19 protein-coding genes are annotated in these 16,299 nt (G+C 67.0%); 11 read left to right on the top strand and 8 right to left on the bottom strand.

Features of this window, described 5'->3' with window-relative positions; translation table 11 throughout:
* Positions 1–44: 44 nt before the first annotated feature.
* Positions 45–1,037: a Bug family tripartite tricarboxylate transporter substrate binding protein gene (locus tag ASD34_RS24025; RefSeq protein ID WP_056583473.1), complete on the top strand. Its 993-nt coding sequence runs from the start codon at positions 45–47 to the stop codon at positions 1,035–1,037.
* Between the two features lie 123 nt (positions 1,038–1,160).
* The gene (locus tag ASD34_RS24020; RefSeq protein WP_056583150.1) at positions 1,161–1,997 is read left to right on the top strand and encodes an acid phosphatase; all 837 of its coding nucleotides are present in this window, start codon (positions 1,161–1,163) and stop codon (positions 1,995–1,997) included.
* A 25-nt stretch (positions 1,998–2,022) separates the two neighbouring features.
* Here ASD34_RS24020 and ASD34_RS24015 read toward each other — a convergent pair whose 3' ends face one another.
* A complete protein-coding gene (locus ASD34_RS24015; RefSeq protein WP_056583147.1) occupies positions 2,023–2,505 on the bottom strand; it encodes a molybdenum cofactor biosynthesis protein MoaE in 483 nt (160 codons plus the stop codon).
* Between the two features lie 251 nt (positions 2,506–2,756).
* Here ASD34_RS24015 and dapA point away from each other — a divergent pair, with 251 nt between their 5' ends.
* Entirely contained in the window at positions 2,757–3,656 is a 900-nt protein-coding gene (gene dapA, locus ASD34_RS24010; RefSeq protein ID WP_056583145.1) for a 4-hydroxy-tetrahydrodipicolinate synthase, read from the top strand.
* On the opposite strand, the gene ASD34_RS24005 is transcribed toward dapA, so the two are convergent.
* The 7 genes from ASD34_RS24005 to ASD34_RS23975 are packed head-to-tail and all read right to left on the bottom strand — an operon-like array spanning position 3,643 to position 10,762.
* Complete coding sequence (locus ASD34_RS24005; RefSeq protein WP_056583142.1) at positions 3,643–3,894, bottom strand: MoaD/ThiS family protein; 252 nt, start codon at positions 3,892–3,894, stop codon at positions 3,643–3,645. The genes dapA and ASD34_RS24005 overlap by 14 nt on opposite strands.
* Positions 3,895–3,902: 8 nt before the next feature.
* Positions 3,903–5,192, bottom strand: coding sequence for a gephyrin-like molybdotransferase Glp (gene glp / locus ASD34_RS24000; RefSeq protein WP_056583140.1), 1,290 nt, complete (start codon positions 5,190–5,192; stop codon positions 3,903–3,905).
* Positions 5,185–5,790, bottom strand: coding sequence for a molybdopterin-guanine dinucleotide biosynthesis protein B (gene mobB / locus ASD34_RS23995; protein ID WP_268810586.1), 606 nt, complete (start codon positions 5,788–5,790; stop codon positions 5,185–5,187). The genes glp and mobB overlap by 8 nt, the downstream gene beginning before the upstream one ends.
* A complete protein-coding gene (thrC, locus tag ASD34_RS23990) occupies positions 5,747–7,162 on the bottom strand; it encodes a threonine synthase (protein ID WP_056583138.1) in 1,416 nt (471 codons plus the stop codon). Before thrC ends, mobB begins: the two co-directional genes overlap by 44 nt.
* The gene (locus ASD34_RS23985) at positions 7,159–8,481 is read right to left on the bottom strand and encodes a homoserine dehydrogenase (RefSeq protein WP_056583135.1); all 1,323 of its coding nucleotides are present in this window, start codon (positions 8,479–8,481) and stop codon (positions 7,159–7,161) included. The genes thrC and ASD34_RS23985 overlap by 4 nt, the downstream gene beginning before the upstream one ends.
* Before the next feature lie 14 nt (positions 8,482–8,495).
* Complete coding sequence (locus ASD34_RS23980) at positions 8,496–9,533, bottom strand: DUF1176 domain-containing protein (protein WP_056583133.1); 1,038 nt, start codon at positions 9,531–9,533, stop codon at positions 8,496–8,498.
* The gene (locus tag ASD34_RS23975; protein WP_056583131.1) at positions 9,530–10,762 is read right to left on the bottom strand and encodes a pyridoxal phosphate-dependent aminotransferase; all 1,233 of its coding nucleotides are present in this window, start codon (positions 10,760–10,762) and stop codon (positions 9,530–9,532) included. The genes ASD34_RS23980 and ASD34_RS23975 overlap by 4 nt, the downstream gene beginning before the upstream one ends.
* Positions 10,763–10,861: 99 nt before the next feature.
* Between ASD34_RS23975 and ASD34_RS23970 the strand changes: the two genes are divergently transcribed.
* From ASD34_RS23970 to ASD34_RS23935, 8 genes are all read left to right on the top strand, one after another.
* On the top strand, positions 10,862–11,245 hold the full coding sequence (locus tag ASD34_RS23970; RefSeq protein ID WP_056583129.1) for an Mth938-like domain-containing protein: 384 nt from the start codon (positions 10,862–10,864) through the stop codon (positions 11,243–11,245).
* Positions 11,246–11,387: 142 nt separating this feature from the next.
* Positions 11,388–11,864: a peroxiredoxin gene (locus ASD34_RS23965; RefSeq protein WP_056583127.1), complete on the top strand. Its 477-nt coding sequence runs from the start codon at positions 11,388–11,390 to the stop codon at positions 11,862–11,864.
* Between the two features lie 217 nt (positions 11,865–12,081).
* Entirely contained in the window at positions 12,082–13,875 is a 1,794-nt protein-coding gene (locus ASD34_RS23960; RefSeq protein WP_056583125.1) for a PhoH family protein, read from the top strand.
* Positions 13,876–14,030: 155 nt separating this feature from the next.
* Positions 14,031–14,405: a VOC family protein gene (locus ASD34_RS23955; RefSeq protein WP_414929891.1), complete on the top strand. Its 375-nt coding sequence runs from the start codon at positions 14,031–14,033 to the stop codon at positions 14,403–14,405.
* 6 nt (positions 14,406–14,411) lie between these two features.
* The gene (locus tag ASD34_RS23950; RefSeq protein WP_056583123.1) at positions 14,412–14,861 is read left to right on the top strand and encodes an EVE domain-containing protein; all 450 of its coding nucleotides are present in this window, start codon (positions 14,412–14,414) and stop codon (positions 14,859–14,861) included.
* Between the two features lie 44 nt (positions 14,862–14,905).
* The gene (locus ASD34_RS23945) at positions 14,906–15,355 is read left to right on the top strand and encodes a GyrI-like domain-containing protein (RefSeq protein ID WP_056583122.1); all 450 of its coding nucleotides are present in this window, start codon (positions 14,906–14,908) and stop codon (positions 15,353–15,355) included.
* Positions 15,352–15,546: a hypothetical protein gene (locus tag ASD34_RS23940; protein ID WP_056583119.1), complete on the top strand. Its 195-nt coding sequence runs from the start codon at positions 15,352–15,354 to the stop codon at positions 15,544–15,546. The genes ASD34_RS23945 and ASD34_RS23940 overlap by 4 nt, the downstream gene beginning before the upstream one ends.
* Positions 15,546–16,295, top strand: a complete 750-nt coding sequence (locus ASD34_RS23935) for a helix-turn-helix transcriptional regulator (protein WP_056583117.1) — start codon at positions 15,546–15,548, stop codon at positions 16,293–16,295. Before ASD34_RS23940 ends, ASD34_RS23935 begins: the two co-directional genes overlap by 1 nt.
* Positions 16,296–16,299 lie beyond the last annotated feature (4 nt).

The raw sequence follows: 16,299 nt of genomic DNA, 5'->3' as shown, positions 1-16,299 counted from the left end.
TCCTGCCGTAGGCATTTCTCTCTTTCTCTCGATTGGAGTCGATCATGGTTTTTTCAATGCAGCGCGTCCAGCCGATGCGCCGCGCGTTCAGCGTGGGTCTTCTGGCGGTGGCCATGGGCATGGCCGGACTGGCACACGCCCAGGGCGGCACGCCGGTGCGCATCCTGGTGGGCTTTCCCGCCGGCGCGGGCACCGACGCGATTGCGCGCACCCTGGGCGAAAAGCTCAAGGACGTGCTGGGCGTGCCCGTGGTGGTCGAGAACCGCGCGGGCGCGGGCGGCCAGATCGCGGCGCAGGCCCTGAAGGCCGCGCCGGCCGACGGCCACACGCTGTTCCTGTCGCATGACCACTCCATCTCGATCCTGCCGCAGGTGGTGAAGAACCCGGGTTTCAACCCCGCCACCGACTTCGTGCCCGTGGCCGGTTTTGCCACCTTTGCCAACGTGCTGGCGGTGTCGGGCGGCACGCCGGCCAAGAGCATCGACGAGTACGTGAAGTGGATCCGCACGCAAAAGGGCGGCAAGGAAACCATCGGCGTGCCGGCGCCCGCGTCGATCCCCGAGTTCCTCGTGAAGATGATCTCGGACAAGTACAGGATCGACGTGCAGCCCGCCCCCTACCGCGGCAGCGCGCCCATGACGGCCGACATGCTGGGCAACCAGATCACCGCAGGCATCGCGTCGGTGCCGGACTTCATCGAAAACCACCGCGCGGGCAAGGTGCGCATCGTGGCCTCCATCGGCGCCAAGCGCCAGGCGCTGCTGCCGAACGTGCCGACCTTCACCGAGCTGGGATTTGCGAACCTGGAAGACCTGCCCTACTACGGCATCTTCGCGCCGGTCGGCACGCCGCAGGCCGTCATCGACAGGTACGGCGACGCGCTGCAGAAGGTGCTGGCCATGCCCGACGTGAAGCAGAAGCTCACCACCATGGGCCTGACGGTCGGCTACGAGCCCCAGGGCCAGTTCGCGGGCCGCGTGCGCACCTATACGCAGACCTGGGAAAAGATCATCCAGGCGAGCGGCTTCAAGCCCTGACGCGCGCCGCATGACGGATTGCCCGATGCGGCGCACTCCGTCACATGGGGGATATTCCGGCCGGGTGGGTCCCACTACGATGGGACTTCACCTTCCAAGAACAAAGCCGGAGACACATCCCTCATGCATTTCACGACCCTCGCCGCCTTGCTGGCGGCCGCGCTGCTGCTGGGCGCCTGCGGCAGCACCGCACCCGTTTCCCCCGCCGAAGTCGGCGAACTGCGCGCCGGCTCGGGTTATCTCAAGGGCTACCTGCCCACTGCCGAGCTGCCCAACAGCCTCGCCCTGCTGCCGGCGCCCCCGGCCGAAGGCTCGGCCGCACTGGCGGCCGACGGCGCCACCTTCCGCGCGCTCACGGCTCTGCAAGGCACACCGCGCGGCGCGCTGGCAGTGCAGGACGCCAACCTCAAGTTTCCGAAGGCCGCCGAGGTGTTCTCGTGCGCGCTGGGCATGCCCATTTCCGAGCAGGCCACGCCGCACCTGAACATGCTGCTGCGCCGCACGCTGGCCGATGCCGGCTCGGCCACCTACAAGGCCAAGAACACCTACAACCGCACGCGCCCTTTCGTCGTCTTCAAGACCGGCAGCTGCACGCCTGAAGAAGAAGCTTTTCTGGCCAAGGACGGTTCCTATCCCTCGGGCCACGCTGCCCTGGGCTGGGCCTGGGCGCTGGTGCTGACGGAACTCGCACCCGAACGCGCCGATGCGTTGCTGCAGCGCGGCCGCGCCTTCTCGCAAAGCCGCGCGATCTGCGGCGTGCACTGGCAGAGCGACATCGATAACGGCCGGCTGATCGGTGCGGCGACGGTGGCGAAGCTGCACACGAACCCGGTGTTCCAGGTGCAGATGGCGGGCGCCCGGTCGGAGATTGCGAAAGCACGCGCGGCGGGTGCGGTGCCCGCTCAGGATTGCAGTGCGCAAGCGAAGGCGCTGGCGACCTCGGCGCTGATCGCACCGTAAGCCTCCGACGTGGCGAACGTGCCGCTCAGGTGGCGCTGTTCGACGCCGCGATGCCCCAGCGCGCCAGCGCCTCGTCGTCGGTCACGCGGGCATCGACCCAGCGCGCGCCTTCGGGTGTCTGCTCCTTCTTCCAGAACGGCGCCTGCGTCTTCAGGTAGTCCATCAGGAACTCGCAGGCCTGGAAGCTCTGGCCACGATGGGCGGACACCACCGCCACCATCATGATCTGGTCCAGCGGCTGCAGCAGCCCCACGCGGTGGATCACGCGTGCGCCGAGGATGTCGAAGCGCTTGTGAGCCTCGTCGATCATGGCCTCGATGGCCTTCTCGGTCATGCCGGGGTAGTGCTCCAGCTCCATCGAGGCGATGGTGCTGCCGTCGTTGCGGTCCCTGACCGTGCCCACGAAGCTGCAGACGGCGCCGACGCGTTTGTCGCCCGTGCGCAACATGGCGACCTCTTCAGAGAGATCGAAATCGGCCGTCTGGATCGAAACACGCGCAACGCTCATGTCCGAATTGTGGCATCACGCTAGACTGCCGCAATGCCTTGCCTCGCCGCATTCTCCCCGCTGCTGCCGCAGCCCGAGAGCCGTTGCGCGCGCCAGGGCAGCAAAGCCAAAAAACCAAAGCTCGTCTGACCGGAGCCGAGGTTCCGTCGTCGGATGAGCGACGGAACCTGCCAAGGCTTTGGCCCCTCTCGGGTTACGCGCGCATCGGACGATGGTTCTTTCCATCGGTCGATTCCTGAAAGGAAGCCTGCGTGCCACATCAACAACTCACCGTCGACACCGCCACCGATTTCTCGGGCCTGTGGGTCGCCCTCGTCACGCCGTTCCGCGACGGCGCGGTCGACCACACCGCCCTGGCCGCGCTCGTCCGGCGCCTTGCCAACGACGGCGTGACCGGCTTCGTGCCCTGCGGCTCCACCGGCGAAGCTGCCGCGCTCGACGAGGCCGAACAGCTTGCCGTGCTCGACACCGTGCTCACCGCCGCGGGCGGCCTGCCGGTGGTCATGGGCGTGTCGGGCTACCACCTGGGCAAGGCCACGGCGTGGGCGCGCAAGCTCTCGGAACGCCCACTGGCGGGCCTGCTGGTGTCCGCGCCGCATTACATCCGCCCGTCGCAGGCGGGCGTGCTCGAATGGTTCGAAGCCATCGCCGATGCCAGCACGGTGCCGGTGCTGGTCTACGACATTCCCTACCGCACCGGCGTGACGATCGCGCGCGACACGCTGCTGGCGCTGGCCGGGCACCCGCGCATCCGCGGCATCAAGGACTGCGGCGGCGACATGGCCAAGACGCGCGCGGTCATCGCCGACGGCCGGCTGCAGGTGCTCACGGGCGAAGACCACCAGATCTTCGCGACCATGGCCGAGGGCGGTGTGGGCGCGATCGCGGCCAGCGGCCATGTGCAGACGAAGCGCCTCGTGCGTCTGGTCCGCCTGCTGGCCGAGAACCGGCTGGCCGAGGCGCGCGCCGAATGGCAGCCGCTGCAACCCCTGCTGGAGATGCTGTTTGCCGAACCCAACCCGGGCCCGCTGAAGGCGCTGCTGGCGCATGCGGGCGAACTGCGTGACGAGTTGCGCTCGCCGATGACGCGCGCGTCGGACGGCCTGCGCGAGCGCCTCGTGGCGCTGGACGCGCGGCTCAGCCGCCCGTGACGGGCGGGAAGAAAGCGACTTCGCAGTCGTCGCTCAGCGCGGCGGCTTCGTCGCTCATGGCCTGGTCGAGCGCCATGCGCACGGCCTTGCCGCGTGCGAGCGCGCTGGCGTAGGCGCCACCGCGGGCGATGAGTTCGTCGCGCAGGGCGGCCAGCGTGCCGGCGGCCGTGTCGACGGCTTCACCGCTGCTGGACAGCGCCTCGCGCACCGAGGCGAAATAACGGATGCGGACTTTCATGGGAAGACTCAGCCGAGCAGCGATGCGAGGGGAATGAAGTTCACGGTGTCGCCGGCCTTGATGGTCCGGCCCGCCGGGTTGTCGACCAGGCCGTCGCCCCAGACCATCGAGGTGAGCACGCCCGAGCTCTGGTTGGCGAACAGGTCGAGCCCGCCCGCCGCGTTGCGCCGCACTCGCAGGAACTCGCGGCGCTTGTCGGCGCGCGGCCAGTCGAAATCGGCGCGCAACGGCACGGCCGCGGGCGCCACGCGCGTGGCACCCTGCAGCGCGAGCAGGAAGGGCCGCACCAGCATCAGGAAAGTCAGGAAGCTCGACACCGGATTGCCGGGCAGCCCCGTGACATGGCAGGCGCCCTGCTCGTTCCTGCGTGCGATCGAGCCGTAGGCGAAGGGCTTGCCGGGCTTCATCGACAGCGACCACAGCTGCAGCTCGCCCAGCGACTGCAGGGCGGCGCGGATGTGGTCTTCTTCGCCGACCGAGACACCGCCGGTGGTGATGATGACGTCGCTGCTTTCCGCCGCCTCGCGCAGCGCGGCGATGGTGGCTTCGCGGTTGTCGGGCACGATGCCCAGGTCGTTCACCTCGCAGCCCAGGCGATGCAGCAGCGCGCGCATGAAGAAGCGGTTCGAGTTGTAGATCGCGCCGGGCTTCATCGCGTCGGGCGCGACCTCGCCGGGCATCACCAGCTCGTCGCCGGTGGACAGCATGGCCACGCGCGGCTTGCGCGCGACCTGCAGTTTGTCAAAGCCAACGCTGGCGGCCAGGCCGAGCGCGGCGGGCGTGAGGCGTTCGCCGCGTTGGAGCACCACGTCGCCCGAGGCCACGTCTTCGCCCGCGCGGCGCACCCACTGGCCAGCCACGGGTGCGATGGCGATGCGCACCGACCCCAGGCCGCCCTCTTGCGGCGTGGCGGCCGTGTCCTCCTGCATGACAACCGCGTCGGCGCCTTCGGGAATCTGCGCCCCCGTGAAGATGCGCGCCGCCGTGCCGGCCGCGAGCGGCGTGCCGACGGTGCCGGCGGGAATGCGCTGCGTCACGGTCAGCTCGGTGCCGGGCGTGGCGCAATCGGCCGCGCGCACGGCGTAGCCGTCCATCGCGCTGTTGTCGCGCGGCGGCACGGTGAGGCCCGCGACGAGGTCTTGCGCGAGCACGCGTCCGTCGGCGTCGAAGGTGCCGATGCTTTCGGCCGGCAGCAGCGGCTGCGCCTTGGCAAGCAGCACCGCGATCGCCTCATCGAGCGGCATCAACGGCGGGCGCGAAGACGAGGCGGCGAAGGGAACGGGAGGAGAGTCAGCCATGGTGTTCGGGGTTGTAGTCGAAGCGCTCGCCGCTGTCGATCAACCACGTGGCAATGGCCTCGGCGTCGTTGAGGTCGAGCACCGGGCGCGCCGTGGCCTCGGGCAGGCCGGTCGGCGCATCGGTGGCGATGGCGGTGACAAAGGGGTCGTCGATGTACAGCGCGGGGCGCGGCGCCTCGCCTTCGCCGCTCGGGCGCCAGACCTCGATCTTGAGCACGTCGCTGTGCCGGAAGCCCTCGACCAGCGCCCAGTCGACCGCCGGATGGAGCTCGGCGAGCAGCTGGTGTACCGTGAGCTCGGCCGGCACCTCGAACTCGCGCATCAGCGCCAGCCGCTGGTCGGACGCAACGACCACCTCGAAGGCGCCGGCCTGCCGGTGGCGCCAGGTGTCCTTGCCGACGTGGTCGATGTCGAAGCGGTGGTGCGCATGCTTGACCACCGACACGCGCAGCCCGCGCTGCTTGAGCGCGGGGATCAGGCACTCCACCAGCGTAGTCTTGCCTGCGCCGGAATACCCGGCGAAGCCGACGACCTTCATGCTGCGGCCGCCCGCGTCAGTCGCAGTGCTCGGCGATGTAGGCCTTGACGGCCTCGGCATCGGCCGGCAGCTGGACCACGCGCTTGGGCAAGGCTTCGATGCCTTCGAACTTCTTCGGGCGCGCGGGCTCTTCGCCCAGCGCCTCGACCACCGTGGCCGCGAACTTGATCGGCAGCGCGGTCTCGAGCACCACCATCGGCACGCCGGGCGTGAGCTGCTCGCGCGCGGCCTTGAGGCCGTCGGCGGTGTGCGGATCGATCAGCGTGGCAAAGCGCTTCTCGGTGTCGCGGATCATCGCGAGTCGGTCGGCATGTGTGCTGCGGCCGCTGCGAAAGCCGAAGCGCTCGGCGGCCTGCTTGAACGCCGGATCGGCGCTCAGGTCGAAGCTGCCCGTCAGGCCCAGGTCGTCCACGAACAGCTGGCGCAGCTTCGCGGAATCGCGGCCGACCAGGTCGAACACGAAGCGCTCGAAGTTGCTGGCCTTGCTGATGTCCATCGACGGGCTGGAGGTTTCGTGCGTGTCGACTGCGGCGCGCACGCGGTACACGCCGGTGCGGAAGAACTCGTCGAGCACGTCGTTCTCGTTGGTGGCGACCACCAGCGTCTGGATCGGCAGGCCCATCATGCGCGCCACATGGCCCGCGCAGACATTGCCGAAGTTGCCGGAGGGCACGGTGAAGCTCACCGGCTTGTCGTTGCTCGCCGTGGCCTGGAAATAGCCCGCGAAGTAGTAGACGACCTGCGCCAGCAGGCGCGCCCAGTTGATCGAGTTGACCGTGCCGATGCGGTACTTGCGCTTGAAGGCCAGGTCATTCGACACGGCCTTGACGATGTCCTGGCAGTCGTCGAACACGCCGGTGATGGCGATGTTGTGGATGTTGGCGTCCTGCAGGCTGAACATCTGCGCCTGCTGGAAGGGGCTCATGCGGCCGTCGGGCGAGGTCATGAAGACGCGCACGCCCTTCTTGCCGCGCATGGCGTATTCGGCCGCGCTGCCGGTGTCGCCGCTGGTGGCGCCCAGGATGTTGAGCTCGGCGCCACGGCGGGCCAGTTCGTACTCGAACAGGTTGCCCAAGAGCTGCATCGCCATGTCCTTGAAGGCCAGCGTGGGGCCATTGGACAGGGCTTCGAGGTACACGCCATCCTCGAGCTCGCGCAGCGGCACGATCTCGTCGGTGCCGAACACCTCGGCCGTATAGGTCTTCGCGCAGATCGCCTTCAGGTCGGCCGCAGGAATGTCGTCGATGTACAGCGAGAGGATCTCGAAGGCCAGCTCGGCGTACGGCAGCGTGCGCCATTTGGCGAGCGTGGCGGTGTCGACCTGCGGGTACGTCTCGGGCAGGTACAGGCCGCCATCGGGCGCGAGACCTTCGAGGAGGATTTCGCAGAAGCGCTTGCGGTCGGCGTGGCCGCGGGTGCTCAGGTAGTTCACTTCAACTCTTCCTTGCGGATGCGCACGATGGGTTCGAGCACGGTCGGCAGCGCCTGCAGCTCGGCCAGCACGCCGTCGACTGTGCCTTCGCGCGCGTCGTGCGTGAGGATGATGAGGTCGGTCTGCGTGGAGCCTTCTCCGCCCACTTCGTCGGCTTCGCGCTGCAGCACGGCGTCGATGCTGATGCCGGCGGTGGCCAGCAGGCCCGTCACCTTGGCGAGCACGCCGGCCTGGTCGGCCACGCGCAGGCGCAGGTAGTAGCTGGTGACGACTTCCGACATCGGCAGCACCTTCAGGTCGCTCATGGCGTCGGGGTGGAAGGCCAGGTGCGGCACGCGGTGCGCGGCGTCGGCGGTGTGCAGGCGGGTGATGTCGACGAGGTCGGCGATCACGGCGCTGGCGGTCGGCTCGCTGCCGGCGCCCTTGCCGTAGTACAGCGTGGTCCCCACGGCGTCGCCATGCACGACCACGGCGTTCATCGCGCCTTCGACGTTGGCCAGCAGGCGCTTGGACGGCACCAGCGACGGGTGCACGCGCAGCTCGATGCCCTGGGTGGTGCGCTTGGTCACGCCCAGCAGCTTGATGCGGTAGCCGAGCTGCTCGGCGTACTTGATGTCCTGCGCGGCGAGCTTGGTGATGCCTTCGACGTGGGCCTTGTCGAACTGCACCGGGATGCCGAAGGCGATGGCGCTCATCAGCGTGACCTTGTGCGCGGCGTCGACGCCTTCGATGTCGAAGGTGGGGTCGGCTTCGGCGTAGCCCAGTCGCTGGGCTTCCTTCAGCACGGTGGCGAAGTCCAGGCCCTTGTCGCGCATCTCGGACAGGATGAAGTTGGTCGTGCCGTTGATGATGCCGGCCAGCCACTGGATGCTGTTGGCCGTGAGGCCTTCGCGCAGCGCCTTGATGATCGGAATGCCGCCAGCCACCGCGGCCTCGAAGGCCACCATCACGCCCTTGGCATGCGCGGCCGCGAAGATCTCGGTGCCGTGCACGGCGAGCAGCGCCTTGTTGGCCGTGACCACGTGCTTGCCGGCCGCGATGGCTTCGAGCACGAGCTGCCTGGCGATGCCGTAGCCGCCGATGAGTTCGATGACGATGTCGATGTCGGGGTTGGCGATGACTTCGCGCGCATCGGCGACCACTTTCACGCCTTCGCCGGCCACTTCGCGGGCGCGGGCGGTGTCGAGGTCGGCCACCATGGTGATCTCGATGCCGCGGCCTGCGCGGCGCTTGATTTCTTCCTGGTTGCGCTGGAGCACCTTGAAGGTGCCGCTGCCGACCGTGCCTGCGCCGAGCAGGCCTACTTGGATGGATTTCATGGGAGGAGTCGCGTTCATGGTTTGGATGAGGTGAGAGACGGTGCTGCGGCGTCCACGAGGCGGCTGACGTAGCGCGGCAGGCCCCAGGCGCCGCCCGCGAAGCCGCGGCACATGCCGTCGCCGTTCGCACCGGTGCGCACGAAGGTCGTGCCGTTGAAGTGCCAGGTTTCGCTCGACCAGCAATCGCCGATGCCGCGGCCCTTCATGGAAGAGGTGACGCTGGCGTCCTTGTCGTCGAACTCGCCGCTCGCCTCGAGCGACACGGGCGCATAGGGCGACTTGTCGTTGGCGGTCCAGAGCAGCGTGGTGTAGTTGTACGCGCCCACGCCGCAGCCCAGCGCCAGCAGCACCTTGCGGTCGCTCAGGCGGTGAACCTCCACCGACCTGGCGTTGACCTGGTCCTGGTTGTTGCACCGCTCGCGCGCTTCTTTGAGGTCGAGCGACGGAAAGATGCGTGCGGCCAGCGCGTCGTCGCCAGGCCGCGCCTTCGGCGGCTTGACCACATGGACGACGGGCATGGGCACCGGCGGCAGCACGGAAGATTCGGGCTTGGTGCCCTTGCGCACCAGCGCACCCGGGGTGCCGACGCGGCCTTGCGTTTCGTCCATTTTCAGCAGCACGGCGTTGAGGCCGGCGAGCGACAGCGTCCACTTCTTGCCGCCGTTGGCCGTGACGGTGGCGTCGTCGCTCTTGAGCAGCTCGGGCAGCACGGCACGGATCTGGCCCTGCTCGAAGCTGGCGGTTCCCGCGTCGAGGCCAGACAACGCGGCCTTGCCGACCTTGAAGCGCAGCGGCCCCTTGGCACTGCCGTCATCGCCGATCTGCAACTGGATATCGAGGGCCGTGTTCGGCCCGGCCGCGCGGGTGATCAGCATCGACACCTGCTGGTGCTCCCCGCTGTCCGCCTGGTAGCCGGCGGCGCGGCAGGTCAGCGTGTTGTCACAGGCCAGTTCCCAGTCGTTGTGCGAGAACGAGACCGGCTCTTTCTTCCCGTCCGCGCCGACAGACAGTGCGCCCAGCAACAGCGCGGCAGCGACGCAGGCGGATTTCATGGCCCCGTCTTGCGGCGCAACCGGTACTGCTCCAGGAACCTGGCGATGCGGTTGATGGCCTCGCGCAAGTCGTCTTCGTGGGGCAGGAACACGATGCGGAAATGGTCCGGCGTGGCCCAGTTGAAGCCGGTGCCCTGCACCAGCATCACACGGGTTTCCTTCAGCAGCTCGAGGAAGAACTGGCGGTCGTCCGCGATCGGATAGACCTCGGGATCGAGCCTGGGGAACATGTAGAGCGCAGCGCTGGGCTTGACACAGCTCACACCCGGAATGGCGGTGATCAGTTCGTAGGCCAGGTCGCGTTGGCGGCGCAGGCGGCCGCCTTCGCCCACGAGATCGTTGATGCTCTGGTAGCCGCCAAGCGCCGTCTGGATCGCCCACTGGCCCGGCACGTTGGCGCACAGGCGCATGTTCGAGAGCATGTTCAGGCCCTCGATGTAGTCGCGCGCGCTGCGCTTGTCGCCCGACACCACGAGCCAGCCGGCGCGGTAGCCGCACGAGCGGTAGCTCTTGGACAGCGAATTGAAGGTCAGCGTGAGCACGTCGGTCGACAGGCTGGCAATGGCCGTGTGCTTGACGCCGTCGTACAGCACCTTGTCGTAGACCTCGTCGGCGAAGATCACGAGTCCGTGCTCGCGGGCGATCTCGACGATGCTCTTGAGCAGGTCGTCCGAGTAGAGCGCGCCGGTCGGGTTGTTCGGGTTGATGACCACGATGCCCTTGGTGCGCGGCGTGATCTTGGCACGGATGTCGGCCAGGTTCGGCATCCAGCCGTTGTCCTCGTCGCACAGGTAGTGCACCGGCGTGCCGCCAGACAGGCTCGTGGAAGCGGTCCACAGCGGGTAGTCGGGGGCCGGCAGCAGCAACTCGTCGCCATCATTGAGCAGCGCGTTGGTGGACATGGCAATCAGCTCGCTGGCGCCGTTGCCCAGATAGATGTCGTCGAGCGTGACGCCCGCGATGCCCTGCTTCTGGGTTTCGTGCATCACGGCCTTGCGCGCCGCGAAAACACCCTTGCTGTCCGAGTAGCCCGCCGAGGTCGGCAGGTTGCGGATCATGTCCTGCTGGATCTCCTCGGGCGCATCAAACCCGAACACGGCGAGGTTGCCGATGTTGAGCTTGATGATCTTCTGGCCTTCTTCCTCCATCTGCTTGGCGGCATCCATGATGGGACCGCGGATGTCATAGAGGACGTTGGCCAGCTTGGCCGATTTCTTGAGCTGCTTCAAAGGGCCCTCCCGGGCGGGTTTACTCGAAGGTCAAAGGCCCTTGCGAGCCTCGTGTCACTAGGGAAAACCTATAATTTGACCACAGTTCCCAGTGTCCCGATGAAGCTCCAGCCCGACAAATCCGACGCCCAGACCCTCACCGCACACGGCCCCGGCTGGGTCGCGATCAACAACGAAAAGGTGGAGGGCAGCGTGGTCGTGGGCTCGCGTGGCGAACGCTTTGCCTGGGATTGCACGCGCTTTGACGAGCTAGGCCCCGAACATTTCGCGCAATTGGCCTCTTTAGGCGCCGAATTGGTCATTTTCGGCAGCGGAACCCGCATCCGTTTTCCCCAGCCCGCATGGCTGCAGCCCTTGATGGCGCAACGCACCGGCGTGGAAACCATGGACACCCCGGCAGCCTGCCGCACCTACAACATCCTGGCCGGCGAAGGCCGGCACGTGATCGCTGCCCTGCTCGTCGAGAGCCCGGCCGGTGGCTGAGAGAGGTTTTCGAGGTAAAATACCGGGTTGCGAACCGGCCAGCTACCCAAAGTTAGCAACGACCAATCCTCCATTCATCGAGCAAGCCTGAAAACGGCTGAGAGGGCTCGGAGAACGGAATCTAACGGAGAAAACAAGTTTCATGGCGATCGTTGTCAACAAACCCATTCCTGAATTCGACGCCAACGCCACGGGCGGCCTGAAGGTCTCGAATACCTCGCACCTCGGCCACGTGCTGGTCATGTATTTTTACCCGAAAGATAACACTCCGGGTTGCACGACCGAAGCGATGCAGTTTCGCGACCACTACAAAGACTTCGAAAAAGCAGGTGCCACCGTCTTCGGCGTGTCGCGCGACAACATGAAGTCGCACGACGAATTCAAGGCCAAGCTCGAACTCCCGTTCGAACTGATTGCCGACACAGAAGAAAAAATGTGCCACATGTTCGGCGTGGTCAAGAACAAGATCATGTATGGCAAGAAGGTCAAGGGCATCGAGCGCAGCACCTTCCTGATCGGCGCCGACGGCATCCTGAAGGCCGAATGGCGCGGACTCAAGGTTCCGGGCCATGTCGAAGACGTGCTCAAGGCCGTCAAGGCACTCAAGAAGGCCGCCTGATCGCGCCGCAAGGCACCGGGCGTACGCTTTTGCGTCAAGTCATGGGAATTGCCCCACGTGGCGCGCAAAGAGCCTCCGGTGCGACTTTTGCGGTGTGCATAATGGCCGCATGCCGTTGAGCTCCACGACCGCATCCTCCGAACGAAGCCGCCTGGGTCTACAGGCGGCTTTTTCGTTTTCCGGCCCTCTTCTTTCTTCCTTGCGAGCGACCTGACCCATGCCATTGCCTCCCGCCCCCACGAAACGCGCCGCATTGCTCTCGCCGGACGCGATCGACGCACCCGCCCGCCCCTCGCACAGAAACTCGCGCCGTTCCGGCGATTCGCGCGACGATGCCCCCGCCAAGAGCGGACCGCAGCCGCTGGAGCTGTTCGACAACCTCGGCACGGAAGGCGGCGGCGACGCGCCGGCCGCGCGTCCGGCACGTCGCTCGAAAACCAAGGCCACGCCCCGCCCGACGCCCACGTCGGCACCGATGAGCGCGCCGCCGCAGCAACAACCCGCAATGGTGCAGGTTGAGACGCGCGTGCCCACGCCCGCCCCGGTCACGCCTGCCGCGGCACCCCAGCCTCCGGTGCGCCCGAAGCGCAAGTCCACCGGCCCGGCCAAGCTGTTCGTACTCGACACGAATGTCCTGCTGCACGACCCGATGTGCCTGTTTCGCTTCGAGGAGCACGACATCTTCCTGCCGATGATCGTGCTGGAAGAGCTCGACGGCCACAAAAAGGGCACGACCGAAGTCGCCCGCAATGGCCGCCAGACCAGCCGCACACTCGATGCCTTGGCTGCCGCACAGGATGCCGACATCGACAAGGGCCTGAAACTGGACACCACCGGCCACCGTGAAGCCGGCGGACGCCTCTTCTTCCAGACCGCCCCGCTCGACTACTCGCTGCCGATCAGCCTGCCCCAGGGCAAGGCCGACAACCAGATCCTTGGCGTCGTGCATGCGCTGCGCGACGAGTACGCCAAGGACCGTCCGGGCAAGCCGAAGCAGGAAGTGGTGCTGGTGTCCAAGGACATCAACATGCGCGTCAAGGCGCGCGCCCTGGGCCTGGCTGCCGATGACTACCAGAACGACAAGACGCTGGAAGACGGCGACCTGCTCTACGCCGGCTCGCTGGCGCTTCCGCCCGATTTCTGGACCCGCCAGAGCAAGACGGTCGAAAGCTGGCAGAGCGGCAGCAACACCTTCTACCGGATCAGCGGCCCGCTGGTGCCCAACCTGTACATCAACCAGTTCGTCTTCTTCGAGGCGCCCGGCGAGCCGAGCATGTATGCGCGCGTCACCGAGATCCGCGACAAGACCGCGGTGCTCAAGACGCTCAAGGACTACAGCTCGGGCAAGAACGCCGTGTGGGGCGTGAACACGCGCAACCGCGAGCAGAACTTCGCGATGAACCTGCTCATGGACCCGGAGATCGACTTCGTCACGCTCACCGGCACGGCCGGCACCGGCAAGACCCTGATGGCGCTGGCCTCGGGCCTCACGCAGGTGCTCGACGACCGCCGCTACACCGAGATCATCATGACCCGCGCCACGGTGAGCGTGGGTGAAGACATCGGCTTCCTGCCCGGTACCGAGGAAGAAAAGATGGGCCCCTGGATGGGTGCGCTCGACGACAACCTCGAGTTCCTGGCCAAGGGCGACGGCGGCGGTGCCGGCGAGTGGGGCCGCGCGGCCACCAACGAGCTGATCCGCAGCCGCATCAAGGTCAAGAGCATGAACTTCATGCGCGGTCGCACCTTCCTGAACAAGTACGTGATCATCGACGAGGCGCAGAACCTCACGCCCAAGCAGATGAAGACGCTGATCACCCGCGCCGGCCCCGGCACGAAGATCATCTGCATGGGCAACCTCGCGCAGATCGACACGCCCTACCTCACCGAAGGCTCGTCGGGCCTGACCTTCGCGGTCGACAAGTTCAAGGGCTGGCCGCATGGCGGGCACATCACGCTGGCGCGCGGCGAACGTTCGCGTCTGGCCGACTTCGCAAGCGACGTGCTCTAGATTCATCGGCACCGGCCGACACACGCCCGCGCATGCTCCCGGAGCATCGCGGGCTTTTTTTCGCCCGCCATGACGGACTACTGACAAGACGTTGTCAGGAGGCGGCTCGCACTATGCAGGCTCCCTCCAACGCAATGAACGAAAGAGAGCTCTTCATGATCACCCATGCCATCACCTGGTTCGAGATTCCGGTCGCCAACCTGGACCGCGCCCAGGCCTTCTACGAAACCGTGCTCGCGCGCAAGCTGCGCCGCGAAGACTTCGGGGGCAATCCCCTGGCCGTGTTTCCCTACGACGACCCCGCCACCGGCGGCGCACTGAAGCCCGGAGCCAACACCAGCGCGCAGGCGGGCAGCGGCATCCGCGTCTACCTCGACTGCATGCCGAGCATCGATGCCGTGCTCTCGCGCGTCGAAGCAGCAGGCGGACAGATCGTCGCCCCCAAGTCAGCACTGCCACCGGGCATGGGCTTCATCGCCCACCTGCGCGACACCGAAGGCAACGAAGTCGGCCTGCACGCACCGGCCTGAGACGCCATGGCACAACGCAACTGGATTGCGGTCGCCAGCGCCGAGCACGCCCGGCGCGGGCGGGACCATCGGCCGGTCGGGTTCATGCAACTGGGCCATGGCAAACTCGCGCCGCTCAAGCGCATGTCGGCGGGCGACCGCGTGGCCTGCTATTCGCCAGCCACGGTGTTCGGCGGCACGGACAAGCTGCAGAGCTTCGTGTCGCTGGGCATCGTGCAGCCGGGCGATCCGTACGAGTTCGACATGGGCAACGGCTTCGTCCCGTGGCGCCGCGACGTGGCCTACGCCGGCGCGCACGAGACGCCCATCGCCCCGCTGATCGAGCGCCTTGCCTTCATCGAAAGCCCCAAGCAATGGGGCTACAAATTCCGCTTTGGCCTGTTCGACATCACCGACTTCGACATGCAACTGATCGCCCAGGCAATGAAGGCCGAACCGAAAGCGCTCCTGTTTTGAGCACCCTCGCCTTCCCTCATCCGACATTTCAGAAACGGCCACCCATGGAACCCCTGCGCCAGCATCACGACGCCTTTCGCGTTTCGGGCCTCACGGTGCGTACCACCAACCGCGAAGAGAACGACCCCGCCACCGCACGCATCGGCGCACTGTGGAACCGCTTCTTCGGCGAGCAGACCTATGGAGTGACGCTGCACCGCACCAGCGACACGCGCATCTTCAGCGTCTACTCGGCCTACGAATCGGACGCGCACGGCGCCTTCGACGTGACGGCGGGCGTGGCCGTCTCGGAAGGCGCGGACAGCATCGCCATTGAAGCAGGCGATTACCTCGTATTCACCGGCCGCGGCGAGATGCCGCAGATGGTGATCGCCACGTGGCAGCGCATCTGGCAGTATTTCGAGGCGCATCCGGAAATCGTGCGCCGCTACCGCAGCGATTTCGAAGCCTACGCGGGACCGGACGCCGTGGCGATCCATATCGGAGTCTCATGAGCACACGCAAGGGCTGGCGCGACAGGCTGGCCGGCCACCCGAACCTGCCGAACGTGAAGGTCAATCCCCCGGCCATGCGCGGTCTCCAGGTCCAGATGTCGCGCCTCACGGCCGAAGGTCATACGGTGGTCCAGGGCGGCAGGCGCTACTTTGTCGAGGACTTCGCCAGAAAACTCGTCGGAACGCGTTGATGCGCCGCGCCGATCGCCTCTTCCAGCTCGTGCAGCTCATCCGCGGCCGCAGGCTCACCACGGCCGCGTTTCTGGCGCAGCGCCTGGAAGTGTCGGAGCGCACGGTGTACCGCGACGTCGCCGACCTGCAGCACCAGGGCGTACCGATCGAGGGCGAGGCCGGCGTCGGCTACCGACTCGGCGCGGGCTTCGAGTTGCCGCCGCTGATGTTCACGCAGGACGAGGCATCGGCGCTCGTGGCCGCTGCGCGCATGACCCAGAGCTGGGTCGATCCGGCGATGGCGCGCAACATCGAGACGGGCCTGGGAAAGATTCTTTCGGTGTTGCCGCCGGCAGCGCGCGTGTCGGCCGAGGCGCTGGCGCTGTATGCACCCGCACTGGGCCTCGACGACGCGTTGCGCGCCCGGCTGCAAACACTGCGCGAGGCCGTTCAGGCCCACCAGAAGCTGCGGCTGCACTACCGAGACGTCTCGGGCGACGCCAGCGAACGCACGGTGCGGCCGCTGGGCTGTTTCTATTGGGGCAAGGTCTGGACGCTCTCGACGTGGTGCGAGCTGCGCAACGATTTCCGCGGCTTCCGGGTCGACCGCATGGAGGCGGTAGAGGTGCTGCCGACGCGCTTCCAGGACGAACCCGGCAAGACGCTGGCCGACCTGCTGCGGCAGGTGAAGGCCGAGGCGTCGCAGCACAAGGTGTGGGAACAGAAGCCACCCGCCTCGGCGCCTGAGCCCGGCAGCGAGGCCGGCTGACGGC

The organism is Variovorax sp. Root473, from assembly GCF_001426505.1.
Taxonomy (GTDB): Bacteria; Pseudomonadota; Gammaproteobacteria; order Burkholderiales; family Burkholderiaceae_C; genus Variovorax.
Note: the sequence above shows the minus strand (reverse complement) of the source record. Positions and strands in the feature narration are given on the sequence as shown.